Annotated in this window: 16 protein-coding genes; 10 read left to right on the top strand and 6 right to left on the bottom strand. The window is 67.1% G+C overall.

Annotated features, from left to right (window positions below; all coding sequences use genetic code 11):
* Positions 1–413 precede the first annotated feature (413 nt).
* The 3 genes from NV2_RS05110 (at position 414) to NV2_RS05100 (ending at position 4232) form a co-directional block, all read left to right on the top strand.
* A complete protein-coding gene (locus tag NV2_RS05110; protein WP_067870375.1) occupies positions 414–2228 on the top strand; it encodes a bifunctional diguanylate cyclase/phosphodiesterase in 1815 nt (604 codons plus the stop codon).
* A gap of 8 nt (positions 2229–2236) precedes the next feature.
* Positions 2237–3259, top strand: a complete 1023-nt coding sequence (locus tag NV2_RS05105) for a GAF domain-containing protein (protein WP_067870009.1) — start codon at positions 2237–2239, stop codon at positions 3257–3259.
* A gap of 124 nt (positions 3260–3383) precedes the next feature.
* Positions 3384–4232, top strand: coding sequence for an SDR family oxidoreductase (locus tag NV2_RS05100; RefSeq protein ID WP_067870006.1), 849 nt, complete (start codon positions 3384–3386; stop codon positions 4230–4232).
* Here NV2_RS05100 and soxR read toward each other — a convergent pair.
* Positions 4213–4785 carry a redox-sensitive transcriptional activator SoxR gene (soxR, locus tag NV2_RS05095; RefSeq protein ID WP_084473896.1) on the bottom strand — a complete coding sequence of 191 codons (573 nt, stop codon included), beginning with the start codon at positions 4783–4785 and terminating at the stop codon, positions 4213–4215. The genes NV2_RS05100 and soxR overlap by 20 nt on opposite strands.
* 127 nt (positions 4786–4912) lie before the next feature.
* On the opposite strand from soxR, the gene NV2_RS05090 reads away from it, so the two are divergent.
* Both NV2_RS05090 and NV2_RS05085 read left to right on the top strand, forming a co-directional pair.
* A complete protein-coding gene (locus tag NV2_RS05090) occupies positions 4913–6139 on the top strand; it encodes an arginine deiminase (protein WP_067870373.1) in 1227 nt (408 codons plus the stop codon).
* 6 nt (positions 6140–6145) lie between these two features.
* Entirely contained in the window at positions 6146–6511 is a 366-nt protein-coding gene (locus NV2_RS05085; protein ID WP_067870003.1) for a GntR family transcriptional regulator, read from the top strand.
* On the opposite strand, the gene NV2_RS05080 is transcribed toward NV2_RS05085, so the two are convergent.
* A complete protein-coding gene (locus NV2_RS05080) occupies positions 6508–8094 on the bottom strand; it encodes a dolichyl-phosphate-mannose--protein mannosyltransferase (RefSeq protein ID WP_067870000.1) in 1587 nt (528 codons plus the stop codon). The two genes, NV2_RS05085 and NV2_RS05080, sit on opposite strands and share 4 nt — an antisense overlap.
* 116 nt (positions 8095–8210) lie before the next feature.
* Between NV2_RS05080 and rsmI the strand changes: the two genes are divergently transcribed.
* Positions 8211–9053 (top strand): 16S rRNA (cytidine(1402)-2'-O)-methyltransferase, encoded by an 843-nt coding sequence (gene rsmI, locus NV2_RS05075; protein ID WP_067869997.1) that lies wholly within the window; start codon positions 8211–8213, stop codon positions 9051–9053.
* Between the two features lie 89 nt (positions 9054–9142).
* On the opposite strand, the gene NV2_RS05070 is transcribed toward rsmI, so the two are convergent.
* Complete coding sequence (locus NV2_RS05070; RefSeq protein ID WP_067869995.1) at positions 9143–9829, bottom strand: TetR/AcrR family transcriptional regulator; 687 nt, start codon at positions 9827–9829, stop codon at positions 9143–9145.
* A 13-nt stretch (positions 9830–9842) separates the two neighbouring features.
* The gene (metG, locus tag NV2_RS05065; protein WP_067869992.1) at positions 9843–11435 is read right to left on the bottom strand and encodes a methionine--tRNA ligase; all 1593 of its coding nucleotides are present in this window, start codon (positions 11433–11435) and stop codon (positions 9843–9845) included.
* 103 nt (positions 11436–11538) lie between these two features.
* On the opposite strand from metG, the gene NV2_RS05060 reads away from it, so the two are divergent.
* The 4 genes from NV2_RS05060 (at position 11539) to NV2_RS05045 (ending at position 16550) form a co-directional block, all read left to right on the top strand.
* On the top strand, positions 11539–12372 hold the full coding sequence (locus NV2_RS05060; RefSeq protein WP_067869989.1) for a TatD family hydrolase: 834 nt from the start codon (positions 11539–11541) through the stop codon (positions 12370–12372).
* A 215-nt stretch (positions 12373–12587) separates the two neighbouring features.
* Entirely contained in the window at positions 12588–13715 is a 1128-nt protein-coding gene (locus tag NV2_RS05055) for a resuscitation-promoting factor (protein WP_067870371.1), read from the top strand.
* Positions 13716–13827: 112 nt separating this feature from the next.
* A complete protein-coding gene (gene rsmA / locus NV2_RS05050; protein ID WP_067869986.1) occupies positions 13828–14709 on the top strand; it encodes a 16S rRNA (adenine(1518)-N(6)/adenine(1519)-N(6))-dimethyltransferase RsmA in 882 nt (293 codons plus the stop codon).
* Positions 14710–14939: 230 nt separating this feature from the next.
* On the top strand, positions 14940–16550 hold the full coding sequence (locus tag NV2_RS05045) for an AMP-binding protein (protein WP_067870369.1): 1611 nt from the start codon (positions 14940–14942) through the stop codon (positions 16548–16550).
* 103 nt (positions 16551–16653) lie between these two features.
* On the opposite strand, the gene NV2_RS05040 is transcribed toward NV2_RS05045, so the two are convergent.
* Together NV2_RS05040 and NV2_RS05035 are read right to left on the bottom strand one after the other, a co-directional pair.
* Positions 16654–18900 carry a heavy metal translocating P-type ATPase gene (locus NV2_RS05040; RefSeq protein WP_067869983.1) on the bottom strand — a complete coding sequence of 749 codons (2247 nt, stop codon included), beginning with the start codon at positions 18898–18900 and terminating at the stop codon, positions 16654–16656.
* Positions 18897–19802, bottom strand: coding sequence for a DUF8832 domain-containing protein (locus NV2_RS05035; RefSeq protein ID WP_067869980.1), 906 nt, complete (start codon positions 19800–19802; stop codon positions 18897–18899). The genes NV2_RS05040 and NV2_RS05035 overlap by 4 nt, the downstream gene beginning before the upstream one ends.
* Between the last annotated feature and the right edge of the window lies 1 nt (position 19803).

The following is a 19803-nucleotide window of genomic DNA, read 5'->3' as shown; positions in this document are numbered from 1 at the left end:
CCGGAGTGTAGGACTAGTTTCCGGCATATTTGCCGGACGTCTGGTCAATTCCGGCACAATGACGGATACTGGCCGAAAGGCCGCGCCGCGCCGTGTAGCAACAGAGTAGGAACCACAATGACAGGGCTGGAAGCCGTACCCGAGGCGCTGCGTCGACATGGCCGTTGACGACCGGATTTGCCTCCGCGATGTCGGCCGCGTCGCAACGCCTGGCGAATTTTTCGCAGCACACGTCCGCGAACTCGCCGCGATATCGGCGCCATCCGCCGATACACTGACCTCGGTTCAGGGCGGAGTCAGCGGCGCTCGGGGTGCGGCCGTCCCAGCCTCGACATGCCGTGGATAGCGCGATCGGAGACAAGGTGCCTCGGCGAACGCTCGACTCGTTGGTGACCCAGGTCGCCGCGGAGTTGATGGGTGTCGACGCCACGACGATGGTGGCGGCGACCGAACGAGTGCTGGCGAAACTGGTCGACTACTTCGACGTCGATTTCAGTTTCGTCCGCCATACCGACCGGGAGCGACGGGCAACGGTCCTGATCGCGGAATGGCCACCGCGGCCGGAAGTCCCGGAGCCGGACCCGCTGCGCGTGGTCTATTTCGAACAGGCCGATTCGGTATTCCGCGCTATCGAACACGCGACCGAACCGATGATCGCCCGGCCCTCGGAATTCTCCGATTATCAGGAGACGATCCGGCGTTCCTCCGGCTTCGGCGATGTGACCACCGCGACCGTGCCGCTCATCTCGCGCGGGGAACCCACCGGGTTGCTGGGGTTCATGAAATCCGGCGACCGGGAGTGGAGTACGCGCGAAATCAATGTGCTCAAGGCGATTGCCGCGTTGCTGGCGCAGTTGCAGGCCCGGGTCGTGGCCGAGGAGCGTTTGCGCTACATCGCATTGCACGACGATCTGACCGGATTGGCCAACCGCCGGGCGCTGCTCGAGCATATGGAGGACCGCTTACGGCCGGGTAGTCCTGGTCCGGTGGCGGCGTTCTTCTTGGACCTCGATCGGCTCAAGGCTCTCAACGACTTTCTGGGCCACACCGCCGGCGACAACTTCATTCGCAAGCTGTCGGCGCGGCTCAGGGAGCATCTCGACCCGAACGACATGATCGCTCGGCTCGGTGGCGACGAATTCGTGATCGTGCCGGCCAAACCGGTGGATCCGGTGGCGGCCGAACTCGAGGCGACCCGGATTCAGCAGCTCATCACGCGCCGTGTCGCGGTGGGTGGGGAAACCGTGAGCCGGGGCGCGAGTGTCGGTGTGGCATTGGGGATGCCCGGTGAGACCACGGTGGCCGATGTGCTGCGCCGCGCCGATCACGCGCTGCTCTCGGCGAAATCCGGTGGTGGTAACGGGGTCGCGGTCTTCACCGACGCGATGCGTGCGCAATTCGAGCTGCAGGACGATGTGGAGCTGAATCTGCGCGGCGCGGTCTCCGACGGTTCGCTGTTGTTGCACTATCAGCCCGAAGTCGATCTGCGGACCGGGCGCATCGTGGCGCTGGAGGCGCTGGTGCGCTGGCAGCACCCGACGCGCGGACTGCTGCCACCGGGCGCGTTCGTGGGCGTCGCCGAGGCGACGAACCTGGCCGGTGAGCTGGGGCGCTGGGTGCTGCGCACGGCGTGCGCACAGTTCGCGAAGTGGCGGCGGGCCGGGCTGGCCTCGAATGTGGTGATCCGCATCAATGTCTCCCCGGTGCAGCTGGTCAGCCTGGATTTCGTGGAGTGTGTGGAAGATGTGCTGCGCCGGCACGGAATCGACGGCAGTTCGGTGTGTTTGGAGATCACCGAGCATGTGGTGGTGTCGGATCTGACCCGGACCCAGGTGACGTTGCGCGGGCTCAAGCGCATGGGTGTGCAGATCGCGATCGACGATTTCGGCACCGGCTACAGTTCGCTGTCACACCTGAAGGCGCTCCCGGTGGACGCGGTCAAGATCGACCGCGGTTTCGTACAGCGCCTGGGAGCCAGTACCGACGATCTGGCGATCGTGAAGTCGATCGTCGGCCTCGCGGGGTCGTTCGGCCTGGGCGTGGTCGGTGAGGGAGTGGAGACGGCGGTCGCCGCCCGCACCCTGGTCGGCCTCGGATGCTATCGGGCCCAGGGGTTTCTGATCGCCCGTCCGATGCCTGCCGACGAGGCCGAACCGCATCTCGCCGAGGGGCGTATTCCGCTCGATCTCGAGCTGCCGCGGGTTTCCCGTGGGGCGCATCGGATCTGATCGCGGGGATGGCCGGTACGGGCGGGGTGGTCTCGTCGTGGCTGTTGGTCGACACACTGGTCACGCCACCGTCGATCGTCGCCGACGGCCATCGCTTCCGGGACTGGGTGCCGCTGTCGCGTGCGGGGCGGGCCTTGGGGGCGGGCGCCGCCGCACTGGCCGTGGTCGCCGTGCACGAGGCGTCCACCGCGAACTCGGATGACGCACCGGTCGTCGTCTCCGCCGGGACCTGCACCGCGGTCGCCGTTGCGGTGCGGTGTGCGTTCGGTGTCGTGCACGGGGTGCAGCTGTGGGTGGGACCGATCGGGCAGGATCCGCCGCCTCGGCGTGCCGTCGCCGCATGGGACTGGGATTCCGGTACCGAATTGGCTCATCACGGCCCGGGGCTCGAGGAGCTGGTCTTCGGGCGGGATCCCCAGCAGGTCCGGGTGGTACGAACGCCGCCGGAGATCTTCGGCCGGGTGGTGCGTTTCGACGGCCGGATGGAGTACATCGCCGTGGTGTCGGGTGCCGACCCGTCGGGGCGCTGGCAGGGCGAACTGGTGGTGTGCGGTGACGACGACGTCGTTCGAACCTTCCAGCTGGTCGTCGGGGTGCACGACGAGGATCGGCACACCGGGGCGGAGGGCACTGCGCGGGTCACTCGGGCGTTGGTGCACGAGATCACCGATACCGCCCCGCCCCGGCCCGATCCGGATCTGGCGATCACCCGGATCGCCTCGCGGTCCGATGATGCCGGTGTCGCCTTCGTCGAATTGTCGCTGGGGCTGGTCTACGAGTGGGTGAGCCCGCCGCCGGCACCGCTGCAGCGCTGGAGTACCGAGCTGCCGCGGGTGCATCCCGACGATCTGCGGCGCTACCGTGCCGCATGCGCCACCGTCTTCGCCGGTGAACGCGATGATCCCGCACAAGAATTCGACCTGCGCCTCCGTTTCGACGGGGCCGCTTGGGGCGGGGTGCGGGTGGAATTGTCCAGGCTCGGGCCGGAGCCGGTACGCGGCATGATCCGGGTGTGGCCGCTCGACGACTAGCGCGGTGATCGGCCCGGTACCGGCGCGGAACGGGGGGTAGCCAGTATGCTCCTGGGCAACGGAGATAACACGGTCCTGATGTTCGTCCGCGACGGGCATCACCGCAGAGCATTCGAGGAACGGCGTGCGTGATCGCTTGAAGTCCGTGAGTGGCAAGAAGACTCTGGTCACCGGTGCGGCCAGTGGAATCGGCCGGGCGACCGCGATCGCCACGGCCGAACAGGGCGCCGAGCTGGTGCTGACGGATATCGATGCCGCCGGTCTGGCGGAAACCGTCGAGGTGATCGGCCGGGCCGGCGGAAAGGTGCTGGAGTCCAGGGCACTCGACGTCAGCGATTACGAGGCGGTCGCCGCCTTCGCCGCGGATGTGCACGATCGGCACGGCAGCCTCGACGTGGTGATGAATATCGCCGGCGTGTCCGCCTGGGGCACGGTGGAGAATCTCGAGCATCGGCATTGGCGGTCGATGGTCGATGTGAATCTGATGGGCCCGATTCACGTCATCGAAAGTTTCGTGCCGGCAATGGTGCGTGCCGGGTGCGGGGGCGCCCTGGTGAATGTGTCCTCGGCGGCCGGACTGCTGGCCTTCCCCTGGCATGCGGCCTACAGCGCGAGTAAATACGGTTTGCGCGGGGCGTCGGAGGTTTTGCGCTTCGATCTGGAGCGACACGGCATCACGGTGCACCTGGTGGTACCGGGTGCGGTGAACACGCATCTGGTGGAGACCGTGGAAATCGCCGGTATCGACCGCGAGGATCCGCGAATACGGCGCTATGTGAAGGGCTTTCAGCGGCACGCAGCCTCGCCCGAGAAGGCAGCTCGGGCGATTCTGCGGGGTATCGAGAAGAACCGTTTCCTGGTCTACACCTCCTTCGATGTGCGGTTCGGTTACTGGTGGTCGCGAAAGTTCGCCTGGCCCTACGAATTCGCGATGCGCCGCGCGAACGATCAGTTCAACAGATTTCTTCGCTGACCGGCCCGGCGTCGGTGACCTCACAGGTGGGCCCGCAGTCGGCCGTCGCGGGATTCGGGTCCGCCGCGTCCTCGCAGCCCGTGGTCCGGGCGCCGTCGATGCTCACATCCAGTGTCCGGGCGCCGGGTCCTTCCTCGCCGAGATGGTCGTGGAAGTTCACGATGCGGCAGCTGCCCAGGGACAGGCAGCCGCAGCCGATGCAGTCGGTGAGGCTGTTGCGCAGCCGGGTGAGCTGCTCGATGCGCTGATCGAGGTCGGTACGCCAAGTTATCGACAATCGTTCCCAATCCTTGCGATTGGGAGTGCGTCCCTCCGGTAGAGTATCCAGAGCGCGGCGGATTTCGCTGAGCGGGATTCCGACCCGCTGCGAGATCCGGATGAAGGCCACCCTGCGCAACGTTTCCCTGGAGTATCTGCGCTGGTTACCGCTGGTGCGGCGGCTGGCTATGAGTCCTTCGCGTTCGTAGAAATGCAGTGCCGACACCGCGACACCACTGCGTTCGGACAGCTGGCCCGGGGTGAGCTCCTTGGTATGCCAGGTCGTATGCTGCATTCCTTAACCATACTTGAGGTTTGCTGGATCCGGGGTGGAACCGGAAATCTGCGTTCGCCCCCGCGGTTCCGGCGCGGTACGCGAACAATTACGTGCCAAGCCGGGCACCGCCCGATACGGTCGGAACATGGAGACCGATGCTGTGCCGCCGGCGCGACCGTTTTCCGTGACGACCGAGGTCGGGACGTTGCGGGCGGTACTGCTGCATCGTCCGGGGGACGAGTTGCGCAGGCTCACCCCGCGCAACAACGATCAGCTGCTGTTCGACGGAATTCCGTGGGTCGAGCGTGCCCAGCAGGAGCACGAGATCTTCGCGGACGTGCTGCGCGGGCGCGGGGTCGAGGTGTTGCTGCTGGCGGATCTGCTCGCCGAAACCCTCGCGGTCAGCGGCGCCGGACGCAGCATGGGTATCACTGCCGCCGTCGACGCCCGTCGCATCGGTTTCCCGTTGGCCGAGGAGCTGAAGGCGCATCTGCGCGCGGTCCCGGGGCCACAGCTGGCCCGAATCCTCATGGCGGGGATGACCTTCGACGAACTGCCGTTCGAGCCGGACGCCACCTCCCTGGTTCGGCGGATGCACCACGGCACCGATTTCGTCATCGACCCGCTGCCGAATCTCCTGTTCACCCGCGATTCGTCGTTCTGGGTAGGCCCGAAGGTTGCCATCACCTCACTGGCGCTGCCCGCGCGCGCCCGGGAGACCTCACTGACCGACCTGGTCTACGCCTTCCATCCGCGATTCCTCGGGGTGCGCCGCGCCTACGAATCGCATACCGCGCCGATGGAAGGCGGTGACGTGCTGTTGCTCGCGCCCGGGGTGGTCGCCATCGGCGTAGGGGAGCGCACCTCGCCGGCCGGTGCGGAAGCCTTGGCGCGCAGCCTGTTCGACGATGCCATCGCCCATACCGTGCTGGTGGTGCCGATCGCGCAGAATCGCGCCACCATGCATCTGGACACGGTCTGCACGATGGTCGACACCGATGCGGTCGTGATGTACCCGGGGGTGCAGAATTCGTTGTGCGCGTTCACTATCCGGGCGGACGGCGATTCGGTTCGGATGAGCGGACCGGACCCGTTCCTGCCCGCTGCGGCGGCGGCGATGGGCATCGACAAGTTGCGGGTCATCGACACTGGTCTGGACGGGGTCACCGCGGAACGCGAACAATGGGACGACGGCAACAACACCCTCGCGCTTGCTCCCGGAGTGGTCGTGGCCTACGAACGCAACGAGAATACGAATACACGACTGGCCGAGGCGGGCATCGAGGTGTTGACCATCCCGGGATCCGAACTCGGTTCCGGTCGTGGCGGGCCCCGCTGCCTGTCCTGCCCGCTGTCGCGTGACGAGGTGTAAACGCCGATGCTGGAAATTTCGGTCGACCACGAGTCGACGGTGCCGCCGTTCGAGCAATTGCGCCTGGGCATCGTCGCCCGGGTCCGTTCGGGCGAGCTCACCGCCGGAACGAAGATACCGACGGTGCGCGCCCTGGCCGTCGAACTCGGGCTGGCACCCAACACCGTCGCGCGCGCCTACCGGGAACTCGAGCAGGACGGGGTACTGGAAACCCGTGGCCGCAGGGGGTCGTTCATCGCCTCCTCCGGCGATCCGACCCGCGATATCGCGGGCCGCGCCGCATCCGAATACGTGGCCGTGGCCCGGCGGCTGGGTCTGGACGACGACACCGCACTGCACTACGTGCGCGCCGCACTCGGCGTGATCGGCTAACGCCAGCTCGGCAACCACAGATGGTTGTGCCAATTACCGGTGGTGATCGGCAGGCCCGTGAGGATCGGCCAGAGATAGATGAAGTTCGCCACCACCAGCCCCACATACAGGCAGACCAGTAACAGCCCCAGACTGCGGCGTTCGCTCGCCACGGCAGACCATCGACCCGGCCGGGTTCGCCGCAGCGGTGCCGGGCCCAGGATGTCGCCGAGCACCAGCGCGAGACCCATCACCAGGAACGGTGCCATCGGTACCGCGTAGAAGAAGTACATCTGGCGGTCCAGATCGGCGAACCAGGGCAGAATGCCGGCGAGATAGCCGACCAGCACCGCGCCGTAGCGCCAGTCGCGACGAGTGATACTGCGCCACAGCGCCCATCCGAGCATCGGCAGCGATACCCACCACATAGCAGGTGTGCCGATGAGCATCACGGCCTTCACACAGACCGCCTGTCCGCAGCCGGTGACGCCGTTGTCGGCGTAGTAGTACAGCATCGGGCGCAGGCCCATCGGCCACGACCACGGCTTGGATTCCCACGGGTGATGATTGCCCGCGGAATTGGTCAGACTCTCATGGAATTTCAGCGATTCGCCCTGATTGTGCACCAGTGAGCGCAGCACATCGGGCACCCACGACCAGGTACCACCCGCGCCGATGGCATTGCCGACCGAATACCGGTCGTACCCGTCCTCACTGGCGAACCAGCCCCAGTAACTGGCCACATAGAGCAGCAGCGGGATGACGACCAGCGCGTACAGAGCGGGCCCGATATCGCGTACCGCGGCCCCCACCCAGGGGCGTTTCACGCCGTAGGCGCGCCGGGCCGCCACATCGAAACACACGGTCATCAGGCCGAAGAACATGATGAAGTACAGACCCGACCATTTGGTACCGCAGGCCAGGCCCAGCAGCACGCCGGCGCCGAAGCGCCACCATCGAACTCCCAGGCGCGGCCCGAAATCCGACAGTGCGATCCGGCCTTCCGCATCCGCGCGCGCCAGCCGCGCCCGAACCTGATCGCGGTCCACGATCAGGCAGCCGAAGGCGCCCACGACGAATACCGCCTGGAAGATATCGAGCATCCCGATCCGGGAGGATACGAAGGTCACCCCGTCGGCGATCAGCAGAATGCCCGCGATCGCACCGACCAGCGTCGACCGCGTCATCCGCCGAGTGATGCGGATGACCAGCAATATCAGCACCGAGCCGAAGATCGCCGCGGTGAAACGCCAGCCCAGACTGCTGTAGCCGAACAGTGCCTCGCCCAGCGCGATCATCTGCTTGCCCACCGGGGGATGCACCACCAGCCCGTAGGCCGGATTGTCCTCGACCCCACCACCGGTGAGCAGTTGCCAGGCCTGTGGTGCGTAATGCTTCTCGTCGAAGACCGGAGTGCCGGCGTCGGTCGGGTAGTTCAGCATCGTGAACCGGGTGATCGCCGCGATCGCGGTCAGGACGATCGTGACTATCCAACCGCGCGCTCGATCGGTGGGTCCGAAATCGGGCGAGGGGCGCAGCGGCGCCGGGCTGGACGAGGCCGGGCCCGCGCCGATCGCCGGTCGCGTATCGGTCAGCTGGGTCACGCACCCGATCGTATGCGGTGTGTGAGGGTGGGTTGCGCGGCGGTGAGCGGACCTGGATAGCGGCACGCCCCGGCAGTGCGGTGTGATGGGTGGACACGGTTGCGGAAAGGACGGCGATGGAGCACACCGGGCGTCTGGTGCTGGCGGCGACGCCGATGGGGGAGGTGGGTGATGCGTCTGCGCGGCTCCGCGATGCGCTCGCGACCGCGGAGGTGGTCGCCGCGGAGGACACCCGCCGCACCAAGTCTCTGGCCAAGGCCCTCGATATCGAGATCACCGGCCGGGTGGTGAGTTTCTACGACCATGTGGAGACCGCACGGATACCGATGCTGCTCGGCGAGATCGAGGCCGGCAAGACCGTGCTGCTGGTCACCGATGCCGGGATGCCGTCGGTCAGCGATCCGGGGTATCGGATGGTCGCCGCGTGCATCGAGCACGAGCTGCCGGTGACCTGCCTGCCGGGACCGTCCGCGGTGACCACGGCCCTCGCGCTGTCCGGCCTGCCGATGGAACGCTTCGCATTCGATGGTTTCGCGCCGCGCAAGTCCGGGCAGCGCAAGCAGTGGCTGTCCACGTTGGTCACCGAGACCCGGGCGGTGGTGTTCTTCGAGTCACCACACCGACTGGCCGACTGCCTGGCCGACGCCGCGCAGGTACTCGGCGCCCAGCGTCGCGCGGCTGTCTGCCGGGAGCTGACCAAGACCTATGAGGAAGTTGTGCGCGGCGGTCTCGGCGAACTCGCACAGTGGGCGGTCGAGGGCGCACGCGGCGAAATCACGGTCGTCGTCGAAGGTGCCCAACCTGTTTCCGCCGATCCGGTCGATCTGGTGGACGAGGTCGAGGAGCTGGTCGCCGACGGCGCCCGCCTCAAGGACGCCTGCGCACAGGTCGCCGCCAGGGCGGGCGGAGCCTCACGCCGCGAGCTCTACGATGCAGTGCTCGCGGCGCGGGGGCGCTGACGCATGTCGTGCGCCGTGGTGGGCAGCGTGCTCCCGCGCGAACGTCGAGGCAGTCTTCGCGGCTCGGGCAGGTAGCCCGGCACTGCTCGCTATGCGGGCGCGGGCTGGCAGATCAGACCCAGCACCGTGTTCGCGAACTCGACGAAGCCGGGGGCCAATGCCGGCACGTGCTGCGCACCCTGGTGCACCAACACCCGGCGGGTGCGTTCGGCGATGGCATCGGGGACCAGCGCGATCGACGCATCCGGGACCTCGCGCAGCTCCGGATCGATCTGGCGGGCCTGGTGGTGGAAGCTGCCGTACAGGAATGCGAAATAGTCCACGGCCAGGTCGCGGAACCTCGAGGCGGCCTCGCCGACCAGCAGTGAGTCCACCAGAATGAGCCGGGAGAAATCCGGTTCGGTCGCCACCACCGCGCAGAACGTGGTGATGACGGTCTCGAGCCGCTGCCTGGGGTCGGCCGTGGCGGGCAGTTCGGCCAGCTCGTCGGCGATGCGGGCGCGGACGATATCCGCACCGGCGTGCACCGCCTCGACGAAACAGTGTTCCTTGTTCTCGAAATGCTCGTAGAAGGTGCTGCGGGAGACATGTGCCGAGCCGACGATATCGGTCAGCGTCGTCGCGGAATAGCCGCGGGCGCCGACGCATTCGACCATCGCATCGATGATCCGCCCGCGCGGCGCCGCACCGAGCGTCTGCGCGCGGGCGGTACGGTGCCGCTGGGCGAACTGCGAGTCGACGGCGGGGGCAGTACTGCGTGGAGGGTCCGGTTCCATGCGGCCGCCTCGCCTACTTCGCTTTCGGCTCGACGTATTTGGGGAACACCGGTTCCGGAGCGGGGAGCGCCAGACCGGCCTCGATCGGGGTGGCCAGGTCGGCGAACGTGCGCCCGGTCTGGCCTAGCTGATCGAGAATCCGTCCCGCCGAACCCGGGATCACCGGCTGCACCAGGATCGACACGATCCGCAGCACCTCGAGGGTCACGTACAGCACAGTGGCCTCACGCGCGACATCCTCCGGCGTTCCGGACTTCGCCAGCGCCCACGGCTGCTGCGCCGAGAAGTACTTGTTCGTCTCGCCCAGGGTGAGCCAGATCGCCTCCAATGCCAGATGCAGCTGCTGCACGTCGAATTCGGCACGGCAGCGTTCCGGCAGCGCGTTCGCGCGCTCGAGCAGCGCGCGGTCGGCCTCGGTGAACTCGCCCGGGGTCGGAACCGTCGAATCGAAATCGCGGGCCACCATCTTCAGGCTGCGCTGCACCAGGTTGCCGTATTCGTTGGCGAGGTCGGTGTTGATCCGGCCGACGATGGCGTCGTGGCTGTAGGAGCCGTCCTGACCGTAGGAGATCTCGCGCAGCAGGAAGAACCGCACCGCGTCCAGGCCGTACTGCTCGACCAGCGCCAGCGGGTCCACCACATTGCCCACCGATTTCGACATCTTCTCGCCCTTGTTGAACAAGAAACCGTGCACGAAAACGCGTTTCGGCAATTCGACACCGGCCGACATCAGGAATGCCGGCCAGTAGACGGTGTGGAAGCGAGTGATGTCCTTGCCGATGATGTGCACATCGGCGGGCCAGAAACGCTGGAAGGCAGCCGAATCCGTATTCGGGAAACCGACACCGGTCAGATAGTTGGTGAGCGCGTCCACCCACACGTACATCACGTGGGCCGGATCGCCGGGCACCGGAACACCCCAGTCGAAGGTGGTCCGCGAAATCGACAGATCCTTCAGGCCCGCCTTCACATAGCTGATGATTTCGTTGCGCCGGGTCGCGGGCAGAATGAAATCCGGCGTGGTCTCGTACAGTTCGAGCAGCCGGTCCTGATATTTCGACAGCCGGAAGAAGTAGTTCGATTCCTCGGTCCACTCCACCGGGGTGTTGGTCTCGGTCGCGACGCGTGTCCCGTCCGCGCCGACCGTCGTCTCCTCCTCGGTGTAGAACGCCTCGTCACGCACCGAATACCAGCCCGAATAGGTGTCGAGATAGATATCGCCCTCGGCCTGCATCCGCTCCCAGATCGCGATGCTGGCGGCCAGGTGATCCTCGTCGGTGGTGCGGATGAACCGGTCGTAGGAGATATCGAGCGCGGAGTCCATGCGCTCGAACACATCCGAATTACCCGCGGCGTACTCCTCCACGGAGACGCCCGCGGCGCGCGCGGCCTGCTGCACCTTCTGGCCGTGCTCGTCGGTTCCGGTCATGAAATACACGTCGTAGCCGTCGAGCCGCTTGAAACGCGCAATCGTATCGGTGGAGATGTACTCGTAGGCATGCCCGATATGCGGCGCGCCGTTGGGATAGGCGATCGCCGTGGTGATGTAGAAAGCCGGGGCAGCGTTCGGTGTCTGGGGGGTCGACGTGAGTTCGGGTGCGCTCATGGTGTGTCCACTGTAATCCGCCGCCGATTTCGGCTCACGCCGATATCGAGGTGACCCGGCGCCGGGGGCAACGGGCCGTGGCGGGCCTGTCTAATCTGGTCCGATGCCCGGTAAACGACCCGCGCCCGAGCCACCCGAACCGCTGGCGCCGCTGATCGACGCACACACCCATCTCGACGCCTGTGGCGCCGAGGACGCGGAATCGGTTGCCGCCATGGTCGACCGGGCCGCCGCCGTGGGGGTGGGACGGGTGGTGACCATCGCCGACGATCTGGACGCGGCCCGCTTCGCGGTCACCGCCGCGCACTGGGATCCGCGGGTCTACGCCGCAGTCGCCCTGCATCCGACGCGGGCGAACGCACTCGACGACGCCACCCGGGCCGAGCTGGAGAAACTGGCCGCCGACGAGCGCGTGGTGGCGGTCGGCGAGACCGGCCTGGACTACTACTGGCCCGGCAAACTCGACGGTTGTGCCGCCGTCGAGGATCAGGTCGAGGGGTTCCGTTGGCATATCGACCTGGCCAAGCGCCTGGACAAACCGCTGATGATCCACAACCGTGAGGCCGATCACGATGTACTCGCGGTGCTGCTGGACGAGGGGGCGCCGGAAACGGTGATCTTCCACTGCTTCTCCTCCGACGCGAATATGGCGCAGGCCTGTGTGGCCGAGGGATACGTGCTCAGTTTCTCCGGCACGGTGAGCTTCAAGAACGCCCACGAATTGCGGGATGCGGCCACCTTGGTGCCGGACGAGCAGATTCTGGTCGAAACCGATGCGCCTTTCCTCACCCCGCATCCGTTCCGTGGTGCGCCCAACGAGCCGTACTGCCTGCCGTACACGGTGCGGGCGCTGGCCGGGTTGCGCGGTCAGGATCCGACCGACCTCGCGGCGATCACCACCGCCAATGCGGAGCGGATCTACCGGCTGCCGCGCTGACTCACGTGCGGGGCGATGGCCGCTGCGCGCGTGCGGTACGTCACAGAAGCGGACTTCGCCCTGCCGGTGTGCTCGGGTTCACTTACGATTGCGCGGTCGTGATATTTCCTCGTCACCGAGATTGAATCGTGATGTGGAAATCCCCTGTTCCACGGCATGAAGTTGCCGAGGCCCAACCTGCTCGTTATCGTATTGTGACCATGCCGGAGTTTCGGATATCCGCTCTCCAGCGGATCAACACGTCGCGCTCGCCGCTGCTCTACGCGGCGATCGCCGCGTTGCTGATCACCCTGATCATCGGGGCGAGTATGGCGATCGTGAATCGCAAAACCGTGGCGCTGGTCGTCGATGGGCAGCGCACCACCGTCGACACCATGTCCTCCGAGGTTCGCGACGTGCTGAAAGCCGGCGGTTTCCGGCTCACCGGCCGAGACGAGGTCAGCCCCGGCGGGGACACCGACGTCACCAACGGTGCCACCATCGAGCTCCACCGCGCCCGCGAGCTGTCGCTCACCTTCGACGGCCGTACGAAGAAGGTCTGGACCACCGCGTCCACCGTCGCCGACGCGCTGACCCAGTTGCACATCCCGGACGATGTCTTCGCCTCGCCCTCGCGTCCCACCCCGCTGCCGTTACACGGTGCCTCGATGGCGGTGACCAGCCCGCGCACCGTCGAACTGTCCGACAACGGTGAGCCGGCCGGATACGTGCGCTTGGCCGCACCGACCGTCGGGGAACTGCTGAAGGTGCAGGGGGCGCCGCTGGCCGGCGAGGATACGGTGGAGCCGTCCGCGGATACCAAGCTGCGTGACGGTATGAAGATCACCGTCACCCGCCGGCATACCGAGACGGTCACCCAGCGCGAACCGCTGGATCCGCCCGAGAACGTCATCGAGGACACCGAGCTGAATATGAGCCGGACCGTCGTCGAGCACCCGGGTAAGGCCGGCGAACAGGACGTCACCTACTCCGTGTCGTACGTCAACGGCCAGGAAGCATCCCGCGAGGCCGTCGACCACAGTGTCATCGTCCCCGCCGAGCCCAAGACGGTCCGCAAGGGTGCCAAACCGGGTACCGAGGTCCCGCCCGTCCGCGACGGTGCCACCTGGGACGCGCTGGCCAAATGCGAATCCGGCGGCAATTGGGCCATCAACACCGGCAACGGGTACTACGGCGGAATTCAGTTCGATCAGAACACGTGGGCCCGCCAGGGCGGCACCCGCTACGCCGAACGCCCCGACCTCGCCACCCGCGAAGAGCAGATCGCCATCGCCGAGGTGACCAGGGAACGCCAAGGCTGGGGTGCCTGGCCCTCCTGTACCAGCCGCCTCGGCATCAGCTGATTACATCAGCGCACCGCCGTCTACTCGGATTTCGGAGCCGGTGCTGTCCCGCTCGGAACGGTGGGGTGATCGGACGCTGGTCCGGTGCGGTTCGCTTGGTACCTTGACGGGCGTGTCCGAACCTGTGAACGAAGCCCGTGGCCTGGCCGAACTGCTCGGTCCCGCCGAAGTTCGGGTGTTGTCGGAACGGTTCGGTGTGCGGCCGACCAAACAGCTCGGCCAGAACTTCGTGCACGATGCGAACACCGTGCGGCGCATCGTCGGAGCGGCCCGGGTGGGGCGCGGGGATGTGGCACTCGAGGTCGGCCCGGGGCTGGGGTCGCTGACCCTGGCTCTGCTCGATGTGGTCGACCGGGTGATCGCGGTGGAGCTGGATCCGGTCCTGGCGCAGCATTTGCCGGAGACGGTGCGGCAGCGTGCGCCCGAACTGGCCGATCGGCTGGCGGTGGTATCGGGCGATGCGCTGCGGGTCTCGGCAGCGGATCTGCCCGGTGTGCCGACCGCGCTGGTCGCGAATCTGCCGTACAACGTCGCGGTGCCGGTGCTGCTGCATCTGCTGGCCGAATTACCCAGCATCAGAACGGCATTGGTGATGGTCCAGGCCGAGGTGGCCGACCGGCTCGCGGCCGATCCGGGCTCCCGGACCTACGGGGTGCCGAGTGTGAAGGCGGGTTTCTTCGGCACCGTCCGCCGGGCGGGGGCGGTCGGTCGCCAGGTGTTCTGGCCGGTACCGCAAGTCGAATCGGGTCTGGTGCGGATCGAGCGCTTCGAGAATCCGCCGTGGTCGCTGGACAGTGCGCACCGGCGGCGGGTGTACGCCGTGGTCGATGCGGCCTTCGCGCAGCGCCGCAAGACGTTGCGGGCCGCACTGTCCGGTTGGGCCGGCTCGCCGGTGGAGGCCGAGCGACGGCTGGTGGCTGCGGGTATCGCGCCCACTGCTCGGGGGGAGACACTCGACACCGCGGCCTTCGTGCGGCTGGCCGCGCAGGGCTGAGCGTCGGCCCCGCGGCTCGCATCCTGCTGATTCCCGATGGGTAGGACGCCGCGTTCCCGATGAGGCCGCGTTCCCGATGAGTAGGACGGCGCGGCCGCATCCTAGAACGTGTTCTAGATATCGCGGGGCCGATTTGGTAGGTTGCCTGCATTCGGAGTGTGTTCTGTGGCACACCGCTAGCGGTAGAGCCATGGTGGAGTTGGCGGTTCCGCCGTCGGAAAGAGGCGATGGTGCAGTTCAATTTGGCGGATATTTTCGAGTCGGTGGCTGCGGCGGTGCCCGATCGCATCGCATTGACCTACGAGGGGCGGCACCTGACCTACGCGGAGTTGGACGGCACGGCCAACACCGTGGCCCGGCTCTTCGAGCAGTCGGGTATTGCTGCGGGGGAACATGTTTCGCTGTTCCTGAAGAACAGTGTCGAGCATGTGACGAGCATTCTCGGACTCATCAAGGTCCGTGCGGTGCCGATCAACGTCAACTATCGCTACACCCCGGCCGAACTCGAATACATTTTCACCAATTCGGATTCGGTGGCGGTCGTCGTCGAACTTCCCGAGCATCAGCGCACCCTGGCCGGGCTGCTCGGTGCCTGCCCGAAGCTGCGCACCGTGTTCGTCGTGGGAGCGGTGGCCGACGAACTGCGTGCCGCGGCCACGGAGCGATCGGTCGCGGTGGTGTCGTTCTCCGACGCGGAGGCGCTGCCGCGCACCGCGGAATTCGACCCGCGCACCGGCGACGACCGGTACGTGCTCTACACCGGCGGCACCACGGGGTATCCGAAGGGCGTGGTGTGGCGCCACGACGACTTCTTCCGCAAGCCGTTGTCCGGTGGTAATCCGTACGGCACCGAGCAACGGCGCGATCTCGACGAAGTGGCCGCTGCCGCACCGGACTTCCCGGAAATGGCGTTCCTGATCGCGGCGCCGCTGATGCACGGCGCGGCGCTGTATTCGCTGTTCACCTTCTTCACCCTCGGTGCCCGGGTGGTCCTGATGCGCGACTTCGATCCGCGCAAGGTGGTCGAAGGGATCGAGCAGGAGAAGCTGACGGTGATCCTGATCGTCGGTGACGGCATGGGCCTGCCGCTCGTCGACGAGATGGAACGGCGCAAGGACGAGATCGACTTCAGCTCACTGTTCTCGATCACCTCCGGCGGCGGCATCTGGTCGGTCGGGGTGCGTAACCGAATGCTCGCGGTCAAACCGGATCTGCTGCTACGAGACAACTTCGGTGCGTCGGAGACCGGAAACGACGGCGCGTTCACCGTCGACGAGGCCGGAACCCTGCGCATGCCGAAATCGGCGAACATGATCGTGGTCGACGAACAACTCGAGGAGCTCGCACCGGGTTCCGACCAGGAGGGATTCATCGCACGAATCGGCAACGTCCCGCTCGGCTACTACAACGACGAGGACAAGACCGCCCGCACCTTCCCGACCCGTGCCGACGGCACCCGGCTGGCGGTGCTGGGCGATATGGGCCGGGTGGAGGCCGACGGCACCATCATCTTCCTGGGGCGCGGCTCGCAGTGCATCAACAGCGGTGGTGAGAAGGTCTTCGCCGAGGAGGTCGAGGCGGCGCTGCACGCGCACCCCTCGATCGCCGACGCCCTGGTGGTCCCGGTCCCGGACGAACGGATGGGCCAGCGTGTTGCCGCGGTCGTCGAGATCTACCCGGACGCGCCGGAGCTGAGCTTGGACGAGGTGCAGAAGCATTGCCGAGAGACCCTGGCCGGCTACAAGATTCCGCGTTCGATGGTGTGTGTCGACGAGGTCCGGCGCACTCCGGCGGGTAAGGCCGACTACCGCTGGGCCAAGGATGTCGCCGCGGCGGGCTGAACGCCGGGCCCGAGTCGTCACCTGAACAGGTGACGGCCCCGGTCTCGAATGCCGAATGCCCCGTCCGCCGGAGACCGGCGGACGGGGCATTCGTTATCGACTCTCAGCCGCGGAATCCGCGCAACCGCAGGCTGTTACTGACCACGAACACACTGGACAGTGCCATCGCGGCACCTGCGAGCATCGGGTTCAGCAGCCCGGCCGCGGCGAGCGGGATCGCCGCCACGTTGTAGCCGAAGGCCCAGAACAGGTTGCCCTTGATGGTGCTCAGGGTCCTGCGGGACAGCCGGATCGCGGTGGCGACGGTACGCAGGTCGCCGCGGACCAGGGTGATGTCGCCGGCCTCGATGGCCACATCGGTTCCGGTGCCCATCGCCAGGCCGAGGTCGGCCTGTGCCAGCGCCGCGGCGTCGTTGACGCCGTCGCCCACCATCGCGACCACCTTGCCCTGCTGTTGCAGGCCCTTCACCACATCGAGTTTGTCGGCCGGCAGCACCTCGGCGATCACTTCGTCGATGCCGACCTCGTCGGCCACCGTGCGGGCGGCAGCGGCGTTGTCACCGGTGAGCAGGACCGGGGTCAGTCCCAGCGCTCGCATGTCGGCGACTGCGTCGGCACTGGTCGCCTTGATCGCGTCGGCGATCACGAGCACACCACGCGCCACACCGTCCCAGGCCACCACGATCGCGGTGCGGCCCGCGTGCTCGGCCTCGGACTTGGCCTGTGCCAACGACTCCGGCAGCGTGATCGACCAGTCCTGCAGTAGTTCGGTCCGGCCGACCACGACCGCCCGATCTCCGACCAGGCCCTGCACACCCTTGCCGCCGTGGCTGACGAACTGTTCCACGCGCTGCTCGGACAGGCCCTTCTCGACAGCGCCGCGGACTACTGCGCGGGCCAGCGGATGTTCGGAGCCGTGTTCGACGGATGCGGCCACGGCCAGCAGTTCGTCACGGTCCTGGCCTGCGCCGGGGACGACCTCCGCGAGCGACATGGTGCCGGTGGTGACGGTTCCGGTCTTGTCCAGCACGACGGTGTCGATGCGCCGGGTGGATTCCAGTACCTGCGGGCCCTTGATCAGGATGCCGAGCTGGGCGCCCCGGCCGGTGCCGACCAGCAGTGCGGTCGGGGTGGCCAGACCGAGCGCACACGGGCAGGCGATGATCAGCACGGCGACCGCGGCACCGAAGGCGATGGTCACCGCGGAGCCGGTGCCGAGCCAGAAGCCCAGGGTGGCTACCGCGATCGCGATCACGATCGGCACGAACACCCCGGCCACCCGGTCGGCGAGCCGCTGCACGGGCGCCTTACCGTTCTGCGCGTCCTCCACCAGCGTGGCCATCTGTGCCAGCTGGGTATCGGAACCGACCCGTGTGGCTCGCACGGTCAGCACGCCGCCGGCGTTGACGGTCGCGCCGATCACCGAATCACCGGGACCGACCTCGACCGGCACCGATTCACCGGTCAGCATGCTCATATCCAGTGCGGAGCTGCCCTCGGTGACCTCACCGTCGGTCGCGACCTTCTCACCCGGCCGGACCAGGAACAGATCCCCGACCTTCAGTTCGGCGACGGGAATACGATGCTCGGTGCCCTCGCGCAGCACCGCCACATCCTTGGCGCCGAGTTCCAGCAGCGCCCGCAGCGCCGAACCGGCCCGATCCTTGGCGCGGGACTCGAAGTACCGTCCGGCAAGGATGAAAACGATGACGCCGGCCGCGACTTCCAGATAGATATTGGACGCCGAGCTGCCGCGTTCGACCGCGAAACTGAAGCCGTGCTTCATCCCCGGCATCCCGGCGTCGCCGAAGAACAACGCGTATACCGACCACGAGAAGGCCGCCAGGGTACCCAGTGAGATGAGTGTGTCCATGGTGGCGGTGGCATGGCGGGCGTTGACCCAGGCGGCCCGGTGGAAGGCGGCGCCGCCCCAGAACACCACCGGGGTGGCCAGTGTCAGTGACAACCACTGCCAGTTACGGAACTGCAGTGCCGGGATCATCGCCAGTGCGATCACCGGAACGGCGAGCGCGAGGCTGATCAGGAGCTTCTGCCGCAACTGCCGTAGTGGCGAGTCGGTGGGCGCGTCCTCGGGGCTGGCGGTGGCGGTCCGCGCCGGTGCCGGATCGTGGACCATGGCGGTGTAGCCGGTGTCGACGACACGTTCGATGAGCTGATCCGAGGTCACCGACTCCGGAAAACTCACCTTCGCCTTCTCGGTGGCGTAGTTGACGGTGGCGGTGACGCCATCGATCCGGTTGAGCTTCTTCTCGATCCGGGCGGCGCAGGAAGCGCAGGTCATCCCACCGATATCCAATTCGATGGAGCGCTCGGTCGTGGGCGCACTCATTGATGACCTCCTTCGTGCTGCTCGTGCTGGTGACCGGCAGGCTCGCCGCCGTCGGCGGCCACCGCGGTGAATTCCGCGGTGTGCACCACGCCCGCGTGGGCGAAGTCCAGATACAGCCGGTAGGCGCCGGTACTCGGTGCTTGGGCATGGAACGCCACCCGCGGTCCGGCCGGGCTCGAACCGACCTCTCCTTCCGGGTGAACATGCAGATAGGACAGATCGTTCCCGCGCAGTGCGACCAGATGCCCGTAGGCGCCCAGATAGGGTTGCAGATCGGTGACCGGCCGGCCGTCCCGGGTCACAGTGAACCCGAGCTCGCTACCACCGGTGGACAGATCACCCTCCAGCCGTACCTGGTACCCGTCCACGGTGGTCGTGCGGGCGACCGGCGGCAGGGGGCGGTCGTCGGATTCCCCGGTCACGGTCACGATGCGACTCAGCACCAGTTCCTCGGGGGCGCCGGCGGGCCGGGAGTCGGCGAAGATGCGGTAGCTGCCGGGCCGAGCCCAGGTCCAGTCGATCGACCAGGTGCCGTTGTCGTCGCGAACCGGGTGCGCGTGCCGATATTCGGTGGCGTCGGAGCGGACCGCGATCAGATGCAGGTCCTTGTCGTGCAGGTCGGTGTAGGCGGTGACCGGTGCGCCGTCGGGGCCGGTGATCCGGAAACGGAGGGGGCCGGGGGTATGGGGCGTGGTCGGGGCGTTCACCTCGGTGAGGGTGTAGCCCGCGAGGGTGTCGTGCAGTCCGTTGCTCATGGTTTCACTCATCCCGTTGTGCTGGGAGGTGCCGGGCCCGGAGGCCGGCCCGGCCGGGTCGCCCACCAGGGCGCCGAGGCCGAGCGCGGCTCCGAACAGAACGACCAATCCGCCGCTGAATGCGGCGAACCGCAGTCTGTCGTTCATG

This window comes from Nocardia vermiculata NBRC 100427 (assembly GCF_001613265.1).
Lineage (GTDB): Bacteria > Actinomycetota > Actinomycetes > Mycobacteriales > Mycobacteriaceae > Nocardia > Nocardia vermiculata.
Note: the sequence above shows the minus strand (reverse complement) of the source record. Positions and strands in the feature narration are given on the sequence as shown.